Source organism: Geobacillus sp. YHL (genome assembly GCF_022341265.1).
GTDB classification, from domain to species: domain Bacteria; phylum Bacillota; class Bacilli; order Bacillales; family Anoxybacillaceae; genus Geobacillus; species Geobacillus thermoleovorans.
In genome coordinates this window covers 63,715-79,015 of sequence record NZ_JAEIGB010000008.1, presented here as the reverse complement: position 1 = coordinate 79,015, position 15,301 = coordinate 63,715, and the positions used below count along the sequence as shown (strand labels likewise).

13 protein-coding genes are annotated in these 15,301 nt (G+C 56.8%); all 13 read right to left on the bottom strand.

What is annotated here, in order from left to right:
* Positions 1–2 precede the first annotated feature (2 nt).
* The 13 genes from pknB to JCR24_RS09390 all read right to left on the bottom strand — a co-directional run bounded on the left by pknB (position 3) and on the right by JCR24_RS09390 (position 15,058).
* Positions 3–1,973 carry a Stk1 family PASTA domain-containing Ser/Thr kinase gene (pknB, locus tag JCR24_RS09450; protein ID WP_131872975.1) on the bottom strand — a complete coding sequence of 657 codons (1,971 nt, stop codon included), beginning with the start codon at positions 1,971–1,973 and terminating at the stop codon, positions 3–5.
* A 5-nt stretch (positions 1,974–1,978) separates the two neighbouring features.
* Positions 1,979–2,728, bottom strand: a complete 750-nt coding sequence (locus tag JCR24_RS09445) for a Stp1/IreP family PP2C-type Ser/Thr phosphatase (RefSeq protein WP_238980523.1) — start codon at positions 2,726–2,728, stop codon at positions 1,979–1,981.
* Positions 2,729–2,733: 5 nt separating this feature from the next.
* Complete coding sequence (rlmN, locus tag JCR24_RS09440) at positions 2,734–3,831, bottom strand: dual-specificity RNA methyltransferase RlmN (protein ID WP_020278167.1); 1,098 nt, start codon at positions 3,829–3,831, stop codon at positions 2,734–2,736.
* Between the two features lie 4 nt (positions 3,832–3,835).
* A complete protein-coding gene (rsmB, locus tag JCR24_RS09435; protein ID WP_011230673.1) occupies positions 3,836–5,170 on the bottom strand; it encodes a 16S rRNA (cytosine(967)-C(5))-methyltransferase RsmB in 1,335 nt (444 codons plus the stop codon).
* Entirely contained in the window at positions 5,157–6,116 is a 960-nt protein-coding gene (gene fmt, locus JCR24_RS09430; RefSeq protein WP_238980511.1) for a methionyl-tRNA formyltransferase, read from the bottom strand. The genes rsmB and fmt overlap by 14 nt, the downstream gene beginning before the upstream one ends.
* Before the next feature lie 6 nt (positions 6,117–6,122).
* Complete coding sequence (gene def, locus JCR24_RS09425) at positions 6,123–6,596, bottom strand: peptide deformylase (protein ID WP_238980510.1); 474 nt, start codon at positions 6,594–6,596, stop codon at positions 6,123–6,125.
* Positions 6,597–6,612: 16 nt separating this feature from the next.
* A complete protein-coding gene (priA, locus tag JCR24_RS09420) occupies positions 6,613–9,018 on the bottom strand; it encodes a primosomal protein N' (protein ID WP_238980509.1) in 2,406 nt (801 codons plus the stop codon).
* Complete coding sequence (gene coaBC, locus JCR24_RS09415) at positions 9,015–10,220, bottom strand: bifunctional phosphopantothenoylcysteine decarboxylase/phosphopantothenate--cysteine ligase CoaBC (RefSeq protein ID WP_238980508.1); 1,206 nt, start codon at positions 10,218–10,220, stop codon at positions 9,015–9,017. Before coaBC ends, priA begins: the two co-directional genes overlap by 4 nt.
* Before the next feature lie 49 nt (positions 10,221–10,269).
* On the bottom strand, positions 10,270–10,470 hold the full coding sequence (gene rpoZ / locus JCR24_RS09410) for a DNA-directed RNA polymerase subunit omega (RefSeq protein ID WP_011230668.1): 201 nt from the start codon (positions 10,468–10,470) through the stop codon (positions 10,270–10,272).
* A gap of 2 nt (positions 10,471–10,472) precedes the next feature.
* Entirely contained in the window at positions 10,473–11,090 is a 618-nt protein-coding gene (gene gmk / locus JCR24_RS09405; RefSeq protein WP_011230667.1) for a guanylate kinase, read from the bottom strand.
* Between the two features lie 11 nt (positions 11,091–11,101).
* Positions 11,102–11,365 (bottom strand): extracellular matrix/biofilm regulator RemA, encoded by a 264-nt coding sequence (gene remA / locus JCR24_RS09400; RefSeq protein ID WP_011230666.1) that lies wholly within the window; start codon positions 11,363–11,365, stop codon positions 11,102–11,104.
* 56 nt (positions 11,366–11,421) lie between these two features.
* Positions 11,422–12,297 carry a YicC/YloC family endoribonuclease gene (locus JCR24_RS09395; protein WP_020278162.1) on the bottom strand — a complete coding sequence of 292 codons (876 nt, stop codon included), beginning with the start codon at positions 12,295–12,297 and terminating at the stop codon, positions 11,422–11,424.
* 88 nt (positions 12,298–12,385) lie between these two features.
* Positions 12,386–15,058: a cation-translocating P-type ATPase gene (locus JCR24_RS09390; RefSeq protein WP_238980507.1), complete on the bottom strand. Its 2,673-nt coding sequence runs from the start codon at positions 15,056–15,058 to the stop codon at positions 12,386–12,388.
* Between the last annotated feature and the right edge of the window lie 243 nt (positions 15,059–15,301).

Sequence of the window (15,301 nt, the reverse complement as noted above, 5' to 3'; positions counted from 1 at the left end):
CCTCACCCCTTTTTTCCGTTATTTTCTGGGTACGGGATCGATCCTTCCTCTTTGACGACATTGTTGACAATGACGCGGTAATAAGCGGTCTCCCCATATGGAATTTCAAACTCGACCATCTCGGTCGCTGGCGCCGTCAGCCGGTATGTTTTGTATGGCGTTGACATATTGTGGGTGGCATCTTGGATGTAAAGCTGGGCTTCAACCATTTGCCCCGGCATCGCCGGTTCATATGGGATCATAATCTCTTTCACTACCGTTTTGGACGGCTTCGGCTCCGGCCCGCGGGAAATGACGACTGTGATGGTTTCCCCTTTTTTTACCCGCTCGTTCGCCGCTGGAGTTTGCGAAATGACAAGCCCTTCTGGCACCTCGTCCGAATACTCGTACTTCACGTCAATGCGCAGCCCTTGATCCGCGCCGTAGTCGCGCACGCTTTTTTCCGTATAGCCAGTCAAATCTTTAACGGTGACCTTCTCCGGCCCGAGGCTGACGGTGAACATCACTTCCGTTTCATCAGGCACGACTTCATCACCGGCGTACGGGTATTGATCCAAAATCGTCCCTTCCGGCTTGTCGCTGTAGCGGCCGCTGCGTGTGATGCGGGTAAATCCTTCGGCGCGCAGCTCCTCCTCCGCCGCAGCAATATCATCGCCAATGAAGCTTGGAAATTCGATTTTCTTTTTTCCAATGCTTTTATAAATAATGACGCCGGCACCTTTCTTCACCGTCATGCCGGCTTCTGGATCGGTGCGCACGACTTTTCCTTCTTCGATTTGATCATCTTCTACATCGATCGTATCTTTGATTTCCAAACCGAGCGACGACAGCTGTTCAACAGCGTCATCATAGTTTTTGTTGACCACGTTCGGCATCGTCACTTCTTTTGGAAAAATGAGGTCCGGAATCCATGTGACCGCGCTGACGCCGGCAGCTCCAATGAACAGCAAGGCAGCCACAAGCCAGGCAATCCATACCCGTTTCCGCTTCGGTTTCGGTTCGCCCGTCGTATGAACCGGTTCGCTCGTTTTTTCCTCGTACACAAGCGTCTCTTGCTCCAACGCCGCGCTTTCCGCATGTTTGATCATCGGAATGGCTTTCGTCGCTTCCTCATCGTCATCGGGTATGGTAAATTTCGGCTCATTGCGCCGCCTTGGATCCAGCGCTGTCCGAATGTCCTCGTTCATTTCGCGCGCGGATTGGTAGCGGTAAAACGGGTCTTTCGCCGTCGCTTTTAAAATAATGTTTTCCACACTTTGCGGGATGTCCGGATTCCACGCCTTCGGCGACGGCGTTTCCGCCTGCAAGTGCTTCAACACGATCGAAACGGCTGATTCGCCGGAAAACGGCAGCCGACCGGTGACGAGTTCAAACATGACAATGCCGAGTGAATAAATGTCCGATTTTTCAGTAGCGATGCCCCCGCGCGCCTGCTCCGGCGACAAATAATGAACCGAACCGAGCACAGAGTTGGTCTGCGTGATCGTCGTGCCGCTCATCGCCACAGCGATGCCGAAGTCGGTCACTTTCACATTGCCGTGCTCATCAAGCAAAATGTTTTGCGGTTTAATGTCGCGATGGATGATGCCGTTCTCATGGGCATGGGCGATCGCTGATGTCAGCTGGTCCATGATGCCAAGCGCCCGTTCGACCGGAAGCGGAGCGTGCTGCTGGATGTATTGCTTCAGCGTCGCGCCGCGCACATATTCCATGACGATGTAATAGACGCCTTCCTCTTCGCCGACGTCATAAATGGAGACGATATGTTCATGGTTTAAGCTCGTCGCCGCTTGCGCCTCGCGGCGGAACCGTTTGATGAACTGATCATCATTGGCAAAATCAAGGCGGAGCACTTTGACAGCAACATCGCGTTCCAAAATCATATCGCGGGCCAAATACACGTTGGCCATGCCGCCGCCGCCGATGAGGCTGATGATTTTATAGCGGTCATTCAATCGCTTTCCAATGAGCACGCCGATCACCCACCTTCACGTTCCGCTGAAACATCGATGACCGCCAGCGAAATGTTGTCTTCTCCGCCCCGCCCGTTGGCGAGCTGGATAAGCGCCTCCGCCTTCTCTTCCAGCGTGCCGGCACCCGTCAAAATATGTATCATGTCCGCTTCCGGCACTTTATTGGACAACCCGTCCGAACATAACAACAACATGTCGCCCTCGTCGAGCGCCACTGTTTTCACGTCGATTTTCACCGCCGGTTCCGTGCCGAGCGCCCGCAGCAGCACGTTTTTGCGCGGATGATGCTCAGCCGCTTCTTTCGAAAGCTGCCCGCTTTTGACGAGCTCATTGACCAACGAATGGTCGTCGGTCAGCTGCTGAATTCCGCTTTTGTTGAGCACGTAGCAGCGGCTGTCGCCGATATGGGCAACCGTCGCAAACGAATTAGCGCAAACGGCGGCGACGACCGTCGTCCCCATTCCTTGACATTCCGGGTGGGAAAGGGCATGGCGAAACAGTTGTTCGTTCGCCGACGCAATTTGTGTCTTGAGCCATTGCTCCGCCTCAGCCGGCGAAGCAAGGCTACTCTCTTTCTCCCATCGCTCCTGCAAATACGCCACCGCCATGGAACTGGCCACATCACCGGCGCGATGGCCGCCCATCCCGTCAGCGACGACCGCTAAATATTGGCCGCTTTGATTGACAAATACGCCGCCGCTGTCTTCGTTATGTTCGCGAATTTGGCCGATGTCAGTTCGGAAAACGGCTCGCATCCGATTCACCTCGTCTCCTCTTTTCGCTCCTTCGCGCGAAGCTGTCCGCAGGCGGCATCGATGTCGTGTCCATGTTCGCGGCGAATGGTGACATTGATTCCATGTTTTTTCAACGCCCGTTCAAAGGCGAAAATTTGGCTGCGCGGCGTGCGCACATAGTTGCGCTCCGGCACGTAGTTAACCGGAATCAAATTCACATGGCATTTCAGCCCTTTAATCAGCTCGGCCAACTGCTCGGCGTGCTCAAGCTGGTCGTTCACCCCGCCGAACAATCCGTATTCAAACGTCACGCGCCGGCCGGTTTTTTCAATGTAATACCGAACCGCCTCCATCAACTTGGGCAGCGGGTACGCTTTATTGATCGGCATGAGTTTCGTCCGCAGCTCATTCGTCGGTGCATGCAACGAAATGGCGAAGTTGACTTGCATTCCTTCATCGGCAAATTGGTAAATTTTTGGGATGATGCCGCTGGTGGAAACGGTGATATGGCGGGCGCCAATGTTCAACCCTTTTGGGTGATTGACGATGCGCAAAAACTTGATGAGCGCATCGTAGTTGTCGAACGGCTCGCCGATGCCCATGACGACGATGCTGCTGACGCGTTCATTCGTGTCATCGAGCGCCTTTTGCACTTGCACGACTTGGGCGACGATCTCGCCCGCCTCTAAATGACGCTTCAGTCCGCCGAGCGTCGAAGCGCAAAACGTGCAGCCGATGCGGCAGCCGACTTGCGTCGTGACGCACACCGAATTGCCGTAGTTATGACGCATGAGCACCGTCTCGATCGAATAGCCGTCATGGAGCTCAAACAAAAATTTGATCGTTCCGTCTTTAGACGTTTGTTTGACCACGGTTTTCAACGTCGTGATCGAAAACGATGACGCTAGCTGTTCGCGCAGCCGCTTCGGCAAATTCGTCATGTCGGCAAAATCGGTGACACGGTTTTGATACAGCCACTCGTAAATTTGCGTGGCCCGAAACGGCTTTTCGCCTTGAGCGACAAGCCATTCCTTCAATTCGTCTAGCGTGAGCGAATAAATCGATGGCAACGGAGGCTGCGTTTCGCCGACAGAGCGGCGGGCAGCCGGACGAACCATTTCCATGCTTTTACACCTTCTTTCGCAGTCGGGCGATAAAAAACCCGTCAGAGTCAAAATGATGCGGCAAAAGCTGCAACATGCCGCCTTTCACATGCGGCCGCACCGGTTCCGGCATCCGTTCGGCAAGGCTGGCGTCGAGGAAAAAGTCCGGATGATCCGCTAAAAAGCGGGCGATGGCTTCTTCATTTTCCTCGCGCTCCACCGTGCATGTGCTGTAGACAAGCGTACCGCCTTTTTTCAAAAGCGGGGCGGCCGCCCGCAAAATGGCTTGCTGAATCTCGACAAGCGCGGCGATGGCGTCTTTCCCTTTCGTATATTTGATCTCCGGTTTGCGGCGAATGACGCCGAATCCAGTGCACGGCGCATCGACCAAAACGCGGTCAAACGATTCCGGGGCAAACCGCTCGCCGAGCCGGCGGCTGTCAAGGGCGAGCGTCGCAACGTTGTCAAGCCCGAGCCGCTTGGCCTGCTGTTCGATCATCATTACCTTACGTTCGTGGATATCAACAGCAACGACCTCGCCGCGCCCGTCCATCCGCTCGGCGATATGGGTCGTTTTCCCGCCCGGCGCCGCGCAGCAGTCAAGCACCCGCTCGCCGGGGGCTGGGTCGAGCGCTCGAGCGACAAGCATTGAGCTTTCATCTTGAATCGTCAGCCAACCGGCGCGAAACGTCTCCGTATGAGCCAAATTCCCTTTTTCCGCCCGGATGGCCTCCGGAGCGACATGGCCAGGGATTGCCTGCATCCCTTCAGCGCGCAGCCGCTCAAGCGCTTCTTCGACAGTCGCACGCAGCCGGTTGACGCGGGCCGTTGATTGCGGCGGGCGCAAATTCGTCTCGCACATGCGCGCCGCTTCTTCATAACCATATTGCTGGATCCAGCGCCGAACGAGCCACTCGGGATGGCTGGTGGCAAGGGCGAGCCGCTTGCCCGCGTCATCAACCGCCTCGATCGACGGCAGCCCCTCGCGGCCGATGGCCCGCAATACGCCGTTGACAAGTGAAGCAATGCCGCGATGGCCGCGCCGTTTGGCGATTTCAACCGCTTCAAAGACGGCGGCGCGGTCGGGAACACGATCCAAATACACCATTTGATACAGCGTCAACCGAAGAAGCACGCGCACCCACGGCTCAAGCCGGCGCGCCTTGCGCAAAAACGGCGCCAAATAATAATCGAGCGTGTCGCGCCGTTGCACCGTGCCGTAGACAATCTCGGTCAACAGCGCCGCATCGCGCCCGTCAAGGCGTCCTTTTTGAATGGCTTCGTTTAATTGCAAATGACTGTACGCTCCTTTTTGTTCAATGGCTAACAGCGTATCTAAAGCAAGTTCACGTACGTTCATGATCCTCTCCTAGCTTCATGCCGACCGCCAGCCGGCTGCCGGCGCCGCGCAAAAATTCGCCCGCCGCCATCCGTTTTTTTCCGGCCGGCTGCAATTCGGTGATGCGAATGGCTGTCTCATTGCCGGTGGCCACGACAATGCCGTTTTCCTCGAGCGCCAAAATCGTGCCCGGCGGCGCCGAACGGGGCGCCGGCACTTTTTCACCCCACCAAACCTTCCAAATGTGCCCATCCTGCGTTGTATACGTGACCGGCCACGGATGGAAGGCGCGAATATGGTTGTAAATGGCTTCGCCGGGCTGCATCCAATCGATCCGCTCCTGCTCGCGGCGAATGTTCGGCGCATACGTCGCTTTCTCCTCATCTTGCGGAACGGGCGCAATGTTTCCTTCCAATAAAAGTGGAAGCGTTTCTGATAGTAGTTTAGCCCCGGCGGCGCTCAATTTATCATGGAGCGTGCCGACCGTATCCGTTTCGGCAATCGGCACTTCGACTTGCGCTAACATGTCGCCGGCGTCCAACCGCTCCACCATATACATGATCGTGACGCCCGTTTTCGTTTTCCCTTGCCAAATGGCGTAATGGATCGGCGCCCCGCCGCGCAGCTCGGGCAGAAGCGAGGCATGGACGTTGATGCAGCCGTATTTTGGTGCATCAAGCAGCGCTTTCGGCAAAATTTGCCCGAACGCAGCCGTGACAATCAAATCGGGCGCAAACGCCAGCACTTGTTCGTATTGCTCCGGCTCGCGAATTTTTGTCGGCTGCAGCACCGGGATGCCGCGGCGCTCCGCTTCCACTTTCACCGGGGGCGGAACGGGCTCGCGCTTCCGCCCTTTTGGCTTATCCGGCTGGGTGACGACCGCTGCAACATGATAACCGTCATCAAGCAGCTGGCGCAAAATCGGCACGGCAAAGTCAGGTGTTCCCATAAACACAATGTTCGTCATTGGCATCTATCCTTCCAATTCTTCAAGATCGCAATATCGAATCACTTTCGACGTAAACAGCACGCCGTGCAAATGGTCGATTTCATGCTGCAGGGCGCGCGCCAAAAAACCGGTCGCGGAAAGCGTAAACGGGCGACCGCGCCGGTTTTGCGCCCGCACTTTCACAAATTTCGCGCGCGGCACTTCGCCAAACAAACCAGGAAAGCTCAAACAGCCTTCAACATCCACTTGTTCGCCGCGCGCCTCGATCACGACCGGGTTGATGAGCTCAATGCGTCCGTGCTCATCTCCGACATCAACGACCGCAACCTGTTCCGCGACGCCGATTTGCGGGGCAGCTAGGCCCACCCCGTCAGCGGCAAGCATCGTTTCATACATATCGTCAAGCAGCCGCCCGAGCCGACGGTCAAACGCCGTCACCGGCGCGCACGGCCGCTCCAAAATTGGATTTGGATGCATCACAATCGGCAAAACAGACAACGTCATTCCCCCAAGTTCACATCATCATATATGGGTTTGTATCAATGGTGACCATCACTCCGCCATGGGCGGCATCGGCTTGGTAGCGGTCGATGACCGCCTTGAGCGCCGCGGTCAAATTCGGCTCCCGTTTGTATTTTATCATGCATTGGTAGCGATATCTATCGTGAAGACGGGCGATTGGCGAGGCGACCGGGCCGAGAACGACCGCTTCGTGCGACAGATGCTTGCGCAAATAGGCGGCGATCTTTTCCGCCGCTTTGGCCGCAGCCGGCGCCTCTTCGTGGGCGGCGGTAATGAGCGTCAAATAATAGTACGGCGGATAGCCGTGCGCTTTGCGCAGCGCCATCTCCCGCTGGTAAAAGGCGCGGTAGTCGTGGCGGGCGGCCAGTTCAATGCTGTAGTGGTCAGGCGTATACGTCTGAATGATGACTTCGCCGGGCAGCTCGTGCCGTCCGGCGCGCCCGCTCACTTGCGTCAACAGCTGAAACGTTTTTTCCGCGGCGCGAAAATCGGGCAAATGAAGCATCGTGTCGGCCGCCAGCACACCAACAAGCGTGACGTCCGGAAAATCAAGCCCTTTGGCGATCATTTGCGTGCCGAGCAAAATATCGGCTTCCTTGGCGGCAAAACGGGAAAGCAGCTCTTCATGCGCCCCTTTGCGGCCGGTCGTATCGACATCCATGCGGATGACGCGCGCTTTCGGCAACAACCTCGTCAGTTCTTCTTCCACTTTTTGCGTGCCGGTCCCGAAAAAGCGGATATGTTCGCTTCCGCACGATGGACAGCGAGGGGCAAGCGGCTCTTCATGCCCGCAATAATGGCATTTCATCCGTTCCCCGGCGCGGTGGTACGTCAACGAAATGTCGCAGTGCGGACAGCGGATGACATAGCCGCAGCCGCGGCACATGACAAACGTTGAATAGCCGCGCCGGTTTAAAAACAGCACCGCCTGCTCGCCGCGCTCAAGCCGGCGGCGCAATTCGTCAAGCAGCCGGCGTGAAAACATGGAGCGGTTGCCGCTGCGCAGTTCCTCGCGCATATCGACGACATGGACCGACGGCAAACCTTGGCGGCTGACGCGCTCCGGCAGCTCAAGCAGCTCGTACACCCCTTTGGCGGCGCGGGCGAACGTCTCAAGCGAGGGGGTGGCGCTGCCAAGCACGACCGGGCAGCTGTGGCGGCGAGCGCGGTAAATGGCGACATCGCGCGCATGATAGCGCGGCATTTCTTCTTGCTTGTAGCTCGTCTCATGCTCCTCATCGATGATGATCATCCCTAAGTTTTCAAATGGGGCAAACACCGCCGAACGCGCACCGACGACAAGCTGCACTTCTTTCCGGTGAATTTTCCGCCATTCGTCATATTTTTCGCCGACCGACAGCCCGCTGTGAAGCACCGCTACTTTCGAGCCGAACCGGCTTTTGAAGCGCTCGACCATTTGCGGCGTCAGCGAAATTTCCGGCACGAGAACGATCGCTTCCTTTCCTTGGCGCAACGCTTCATCAATCGCCTGCATATACACTTCCGTCTTCCCGCTGCCGGTGACGCCATACAGCAAAAACGTGCGATGCTCCCCAGCGCGCACCGAAGCGGCGATCTTCGCCAATGCCGCCTCTTGCGCCTGGGTGAGCGCCGGCGGCTCGCTCGGCTGAAACGTGCGATGCTCGTACGGGTCGCGGTACACCTCGACATCGTTCAGCACCACAAATCCTTTGTCGACGAGCGCTTTCAGCGGCGCTGAGGAGACGCCAAGCACCGCTTGCAGTTCGGCAACCGACGCCGCCTTCCCTTTTTCAAGCAAAAATGAAAGCACCTCTTTTTGTCTTGCCGGCAGCGACCCGAGCTCCTGTTTCGCCTGTTCCGATGGAATGGCAAGAGCGGCGTGCTTCACCGTTTTCTTGCCCGCTTTTTCTTTCACCTTGTAGACCGCCTCGAGCACGCCCTGCTGCACCGCTTTTTGCGCCGCCCGCCATAAACCGGCCGCCTCAACCTCTTTCCAAGGGGCTTCCGTCCGCCCGGCAAACAGCGGCTTTACCTCATCCGGCAACCTCCCTCTCTTCTCTTCATCCGTCAAGCGGAGCGTTTTTTCATATTTCGCCCGCATCGCCGCCGGCAGCATCGCCTGGTACGCCGAAATGGCAAAACAAAGCGTCGTTTCCGTTAAATAGCGGCCAAGATCAAGCAGCTCTTCGTTTAACACCGGCACGACATCAATCACATGCTCAATCGGTTTCAGTTGTTTGATGTCGGAATGGTCTTTCACATCAACGACAAACCCTTGCAAACGCCGCGCCCCAAACGGCACCGTCACCCGCATGCCCGGCTGGATGACGCCTTGCCAGCGCTCCGGAATCCAATAATCGAACGGGCGGTCCGTCTGCCGGGACGGGACATCGACAATCACGGATGCTACTTTCATCGAATCGCCTCGATATACGCGTGAATTTCTTTTAAAATTTCCTCGGCCGCCTCGCGTTTCGTCATGAGCGGCAGCGGCCGAACGACGCCGTCGCGGCGGAAGATGGTGACGATGTTCGTATCGCCGGCAAACCCTGCCCCTTCTTCGGTGACATTGTTGGCGACGACCATATCAAGCCGCTTTTCTTCAAGTTTTTTTAACGCATACTGCTCGAGGTTGTCCGTCTCAGCGGCAAATCCAACCAAAATCTGTCCCGTTTTCCGCTCGCCAAGCGCTTTCAAGATGTCCACCGTCCGCTCCATCTCGACGACATAACCGCCCGGCTGCTTTTTAATTTTGGAAGCCGCGACATATTTCGGCCGATAATCGGCGACCGCCGCCGCCTTGATCACGATGTCCGTTTCCGCAAACCGAGCCATCACCGCTTCATACATCTCTTCCGCCGATTCAACCGCCACCGTCTCGACGCCATCGGGTGAAGAAAGCGCCGTCGGTCCGGAGACAAGCGTCACCGAAGCGCCGAAGCGGGCCGCCGCTCCGGCGATGGCGTAGCCCATTTTGCCGCTCGAATAGTTGGAGAAATAGCGGACTGGATCAAGCCTCTCCCGCGTCGGCCCAGCGGTGACAAGCACACGCTTCCCGCGAAACAGCGGCGGATCACCGGCAAAAAAGCGCTCGATATGGGCGATGATGTTCTCCGGCTCCTCGAGCCGCCCTTTGCCGATGTAGCCGCACGCCAAATAGCCTTCCGACGGCTCGATGAACCGGTAGCCGAACTTACAGAGCCGCTCAATGTTCGCCTGGACGGCCGGATGCTCGTACATATGAACGTTCATCGCCGGAGCAATCCAGACGGGCGCTTTCGTCGCCAAAATCGTCGTCGTCACCATATTGTCGGCGATGCCGGCGGCCAGCTTCGCTATCGTATTGGCCGTCGCCGGTGCGACCAAAACGAGATCAGCCCAGTCCGCCAAATCGATATGGGCGATGACGGCCGGGTTGTTTTCGGCAAACGTATCGACATACACTTCCTGGCGCGACAACGCTTGAAACGTGAGCGGTGTAATGAACTGGCACGCCCCTTCTGTCATGATCACTTTTACTTCAGCGCCGCGCTGGACGAGCTGGCTGGTGAGCGCCGCCGCCTTGTACGCCGCCACCCCCCCGGTCACACAAAGCAAAATATGTTTTCCCTTGATCATGTTGGCCACCCCCCGACATTGAAAAAAATAACAACCTAAAGCTAGGTTGTTATTTTTCCTCCTCCACTAATTCGACCTTGTCACCGGCAATTTCCTCGAGCGCCTGGCCGACAAATTTTTTCGACACCGGCTTTTTCACCATCAGCTCCGCACCGTCCTGCAGCTCACGCGCCCGTTTGGCCACTACCGTGACGAGCTTGTATTTCGAATCGACTTTTTGCATCAGCAAATCGATGGAAGGATACAGCATCGTCATTCCACCCCCAACATCCGTTTATATCGCTCGGCGACGCGTTCGCGCCGGCAATGTTCGGCGATGACGATCGCCTTGATCCGCTCGCAGGCGAGCTCCACTTCATCATTTTCCACGACATAGTCGTACTCGTCCATCATTTCAAGCTCCTCTTTCGCCGCCCGCAGCCGATTTTCAATCAGCTCTTTCGACTCGGTGCCGCGTCCCATGATCCGCTTTTCAAGCTCCGTGAGGCTTGGCGGAGCAAGGAAAATGAAGAGCGCCTCTGGAAACGCCCGCCGTACTTTCATCGCTCCCTGCACTTCGATCTCTAAAAACACATCTTTCCCTTCGGCAAGCGTCTTCTCCACGTAGTCGATCGGCGTGCCATAGTAGTTGCCGACGTATTCCGCCCACTCGAGCAGCTTGTTTTCCCGAATCATTTGTTCAAACTGCTCGCGCGTGCGGAAGAAGTAGTCGACGCCTTCCACTTCGCCTTCGCGCGGCTTGCGCGTCGTGACCGACACCGAATAATGAAGATTGATGTCCGGCTGCGAAAACAGCGCCTTGCGCACCGTTCCTTTGCCAACGCCAGACGGACCCGACATGACGATCAACAACCCACGTTCGTTCTTCAACGCCCAAAACCCTACCCTTCCTCGGAGAAATCGTCGCTTCCATATAAGCGGTTCGCCACCGTTTCCGGCTGCACGGACGACAAAATGACGTGATCGCTGTCCATAATGATGACGGCGCGCGTCCTCCGCCCGTGCGTCGCGTCAACGAGCTTGCCGCTTTCGCGCGCATCTTGAATGATTCGTTTGATCGGCGCCGAATCAGGGCTGACAATCGTAATGATGCGGGCGGCTGACACCATGTTTCCGTACCCGATATTGATAAATTTCATCATCATGACACGCCCACCTGCCATATCCGATATTGTTGCCGCCAACAAGTCGTTTTAAACCGTTATTCCACGTTTTGCACTTGCTCGCGCATTTTCTCAAGCACGCTTTTCATCTCAACGACTTGCGCGGCAATCAGGCTGTCGTTTGCCTTGGCGCCGATCGTGTTGACTTCCCGGTTCAACTCTTGCACCAAAAAGTCCAGTTTCCTCCCGATCGGTTCGTCCATTTCTAAGGCGTCTGCCATTTGCGCCAAATGGCTGCGGATGCGTTTCAATTCCTCATGAATGTCCGCCTTTTCGGCAAACACCGCCACTTCTGTGAGCAGGCGCGCCTCATCGACCGGAGCGGGCGCCCATTCGCGCAGGCGGCGCGCAAGCCGCTCGCGGTATTGTTCAATCACAAGCGGCGCCCGCTGTTCAATAGCTTCCACCCCGGCTTCGACTTCATGAAGACGGGCGCGCAAATCCGCGGCAAGCGCCTCCCCTTCGCGCCGGCGCATGGCAACAAGTGCCTTTGCCGCTTCATCGACAGCGGTCAAAAGCAGCGGCTCGACCTCCTCGTTCGCTCCTTCCTCTTCCACAACTTCGACCGCCCCATCAAGCCGAAGCAGCTCGGCCGCCGTCACGCTGCCGTCAACGGCAAATCGCTTTGCTGCCTCCTGCAACCCGGCCCAATATTGGCCGAGCAAATCCCAATCAATATGTACGTTCCGCTTTACAAGTCCTTCGCCGGCGATCGTGACGAACACTTCCACTTTTCCGCGCCGCACGTACGGCAAAATTGCTTTCTTTATTTTATCCTCAAACACGAGCCATTGTCTAGGGAGGCGAATGGAAATTTCGCAAAACCGGTGGTTGACCGATTTCATTTCCACCGCCACCATCAAACGATCCGTTTTTTTTGTGCTTGCGCCGAAGCCGGTCATGCTGTAAACCATATCATCACATCCGTCGTTGCCTTGATGAAAAAGAAAAGGTCATAGAGCGTTCCTCTATCACCCTTTTTATTATAACATATCCATCCTTTTATTTTCTCGTAAAAAGCGAGCCTGCAAACAAAAATGTCGGCAAGGCGGACAAGCCAATGATGAGCAGCCAATCGACCGCTGCGAGCGGCTTCGTATGGAACACTGCGGCAAGCGGTGGGTAATAGATGACGACAATGAGCAAAAGCAGCGACACGATCACCGCCGCGACAAGGTATATGTTCCCGAACGGACTGCGGTCAAAAACCGAATGGTCGCAACGGCAGTCGAACACATGGATCAATTGGGCCAACACAAGCGTCGCAAACGCCGCCGTCTGGGCGTAAACGAGATCCTCGCCGCTCCGTTCATAGGCGGTCAGAAACGCAGCCAGCGTAACAACGCCGATCAAAAAGCCGCGGCTTACGATTTTCCAGCCGAGCCCGCGGGCGAACACCCCTTCATCGGGACGGCGCGGCGGCCGCTTCATCACGTTTTCTTCTGGTTGGTCGAGCCCGAGCGCCATGGCTGGCAAACCATCGGTGACAAGATTGACCCATAAAATTTGAATCGGCACGAGCGGCAGCGGCAAGGCAAGCAGCATCGCAAACAACATGACGAGAATTTCCCCGACGTTCGAGGCAAGCAAGTAGCGGATAAACTTGCGAATGTTTTCGTAAATGTTGCGCCCCTCTTCGATCGCGGCCTCAATCGTCGCAAAGTTGTCATCCAACAAAACGAGCGACGCCGCCTCTTTCGCCACCTCTGTCCCCGACCGGCCCATGGCGACGCCAATATCGGCTGCTTTCAGAGCGGGCGCATCGTTCACCCCGTCGCCGGTCATGGCAACAATATGGCCGCGACGCTTGAGGGCGTTGACAATTTTTAACTTATGCTCCGGAGCGACGCGGGCAAACACGTAAATCTCATCAACTACGCGTTCGAGCTCATCGACCGACAGCTTCGACAACGCCGCACCATCCATCACTTTTCCGCCAGGCGGCAGCACGCCAAGCTGTTTGGCGATGGCGGTGGCTGTCAACACATGATCGCCGGTGATCATCACCGTTTTCATGCCTGCCTCTTTGCATCGCGCCACTGCTTGCTTCACCTCAGGGCGCGGCGGATCGATCATGCCGGCGACGCCGAGGAACCGAAGCTTTGTCTCCGCATCCTTCTCCGACTCGATCCGTTCCGTTTCCGCAAGCAGCCGATACGCGACGGCGATCGTGCGCAAGGCGGAAGACGCCATCTGGCGAATCGCCTTCTCGATCGTTTCTTTCCACGCCGGGGTCAGCATCTGCTCGCGGCCGTTCCATTCAAGGCGGTCCGCCCGCTCAAGCAGCACATCGGGCGCCCCTTTCGTCACGACAAACCGACGGCCGTTTCGGTCGCGGACGATCACCGTCATCATTTTCCGCTCGGAATCAAACGGAAACTCCTGTTCGATCGTGTACTCACGCAAAAGCATTCCTTTCGCCAATCCAGCTTTGGCCGCCGCGACCAGCAGCGCTCCTTCCGTCGGATCGCCGTCGACGTAACGCCGGCCGTTTTCCTCTTTCAACTCCGAACTATTGCAAAGCACCCCCATTGTCAACAGGCGAGCGAGCTGGGGAACGCGGTTCGGATCAACCGTCCGGCCGCGTTCAGAAAACTCGCCATCCGTTTCAAGACCAACGCCGCTTACCGCAAATGTCCGCCCGCCTGCCCATACTTGCGTGACGGTCATCATGTTTTCCGTCATCGTCCCCGTTTTGTCGGAACAAATGACCGAAGCGCAGCCGAGCGTTTCCACCGCCGGAAGCTTGCGGACGATGGCGTTTCGTTTGATCATCCGCTGCACGCCAAGCGCCAAGACGACCGTCACAATGGCCGGCAACCCCTCCGGAATGGCGGCGACCGCGAGCGACACACCAGCCAAAAACATTTCATACAGGTCGTGCCCTTGAATGACACCTACGGCCACGACCGCTGCCGTCAGCGCCAATGCGACGACAAGCAAAATTTTCCCAAGCTGCTCGAGCCGGCGCTGGAGCGGGGTTGCCCCCGCATCCGCCTCTTCGAGCATCGTTGCGATTTGTCCCATCGCTGTTTTCATCCCAGTGGCGATGACAATCCCGACCCCATTCCCTCTTGTCACGAGCGTCCCCATAAACGCCATATTGTGCAAATCGCCGAGCGACGCCTGTTTCGTATGAAGCGGGGCGGCGGATTTGGCCACCGGCACTGATTCGCCCGTCAGCGCCGACTCCTCGATTTCCAGGCCGGCCGCCTCAATCAAGCGGATGTCGGCCCCGACCCGGTCGCCGCTTGCAAGTCTCACCACATCGCCGACAACAAGCTCGCGCGTGGGGACTTTCACCCACTCCCCGCCGCGCAACACAACCGCTTGCGGAGCGGACAACCGTTTTAAGGCGGCAAGCGACTTTTCCGCCCGCCGCTCCTGGATAAACCCCAGGATGGCGTTCATGATCACGATGACGACAATCGCCACCGCATCCACATACTCGCCTAAAAACGCGGAAATCACCGTCGCCAAAAGCAACACAAGCACCATAAAATCTTGAAACTGGCGAAAAAAGACAACGATGGCCGACTCCTTCTTCCCTTCCGCCAGCTCGTTGTACCCGAACTGCCGCAGCCGTTTTTCCGCCTCCGCCGCAGTAAGCCCGGTCTTGACATTCGTCTTCGTCTCGTGCGCGACATCGCTTGCCGCGAGCGTATGCCATTGCATCTGTCTCCCTCCGTCCTTCCATTTTTTCGCACGCCGTTCCCGCTTCTCTATGCTTATTCATACATGTCCCAAAAAATGATAGTCCCCGCCATGATGTTTAGCGACACAAACATAAGGAGTCGTGGGGCCCTTTGCCACGCCATCTCCCCCATAAGGGAAAAAATCGTGTCAAAAAAGCGGGCCTCCCCATTTTATGCAACATGTTCGTCGGGCATCTTCGTCCGTCTTCAGGTAATATTCAAA

Coding starts and splice junctions, on each gene's coding strand:
- JCR24_RS09395 (WP_020278162.1), bottom strand. CDS start 12,297: ATGGTTTACAGCATGACCGGCTTCGGCGCAAGCACAAAAAAAACGGAT.
- JCR24_RS09390 (WP_238980507.1), bottom strand. CDS start 15,058: ATGCAATGGCATACGCTCGCGGCAAGCGATGTCGCGCACGAGACGAAG.
- fmt (WP_238980511.1), bottom strand. CDS start 6,116: ATGACGAACATTGTGTTTATGGGAACACCTGACTTTGCCGTGCCGATT.
- rpoZ (WP_011230668.1), bottom strand. CDS start 10,470: ATGCTGTATCCTTCCATCGATTTGCTGATGCAAAAAGTCGATTCGAAA.
- coaBC (WP_238980508.1), bottom strand. CDS start 10,220: ATGATCAAGGGAAAACATATTTTGCTTTGTGTGACCGGGGGGGTGGCG.
- rlmN (WP_020278167.1), bottom strand. CDS start 3,831: ATGGAAATGGTTCGTCCGGCTGCCCGCCGCTCTGTCGGCGAAACGCAG.
- rsmB (WP_011230673.1), bottom strand. CDS start 5,170: ATGAACGTACGTGAACTTGCTTTAGATACGCTGTTAGCCATTGAACAA.
- priA (WP_238980509.1), bottom strand. CDS start 9,018: ATGAAAGTAGCATCCGTGATTGTCGATGTCCCGTCCCGGCAGACGGAC.
- remA (WP_011230666.1), bottom strand. CDS start 11,365: ATGATGATGAAATTTATCAATATCGGGTACGGAAACATGGTGTCAGCC.
- JCR24_RS09445 (WP_238980523.1), bottom strand. CDS start 2,728: ATGCGAGCCGTTTTCCGAACTGACATCGGCCAAATTCGCGAACATAAC.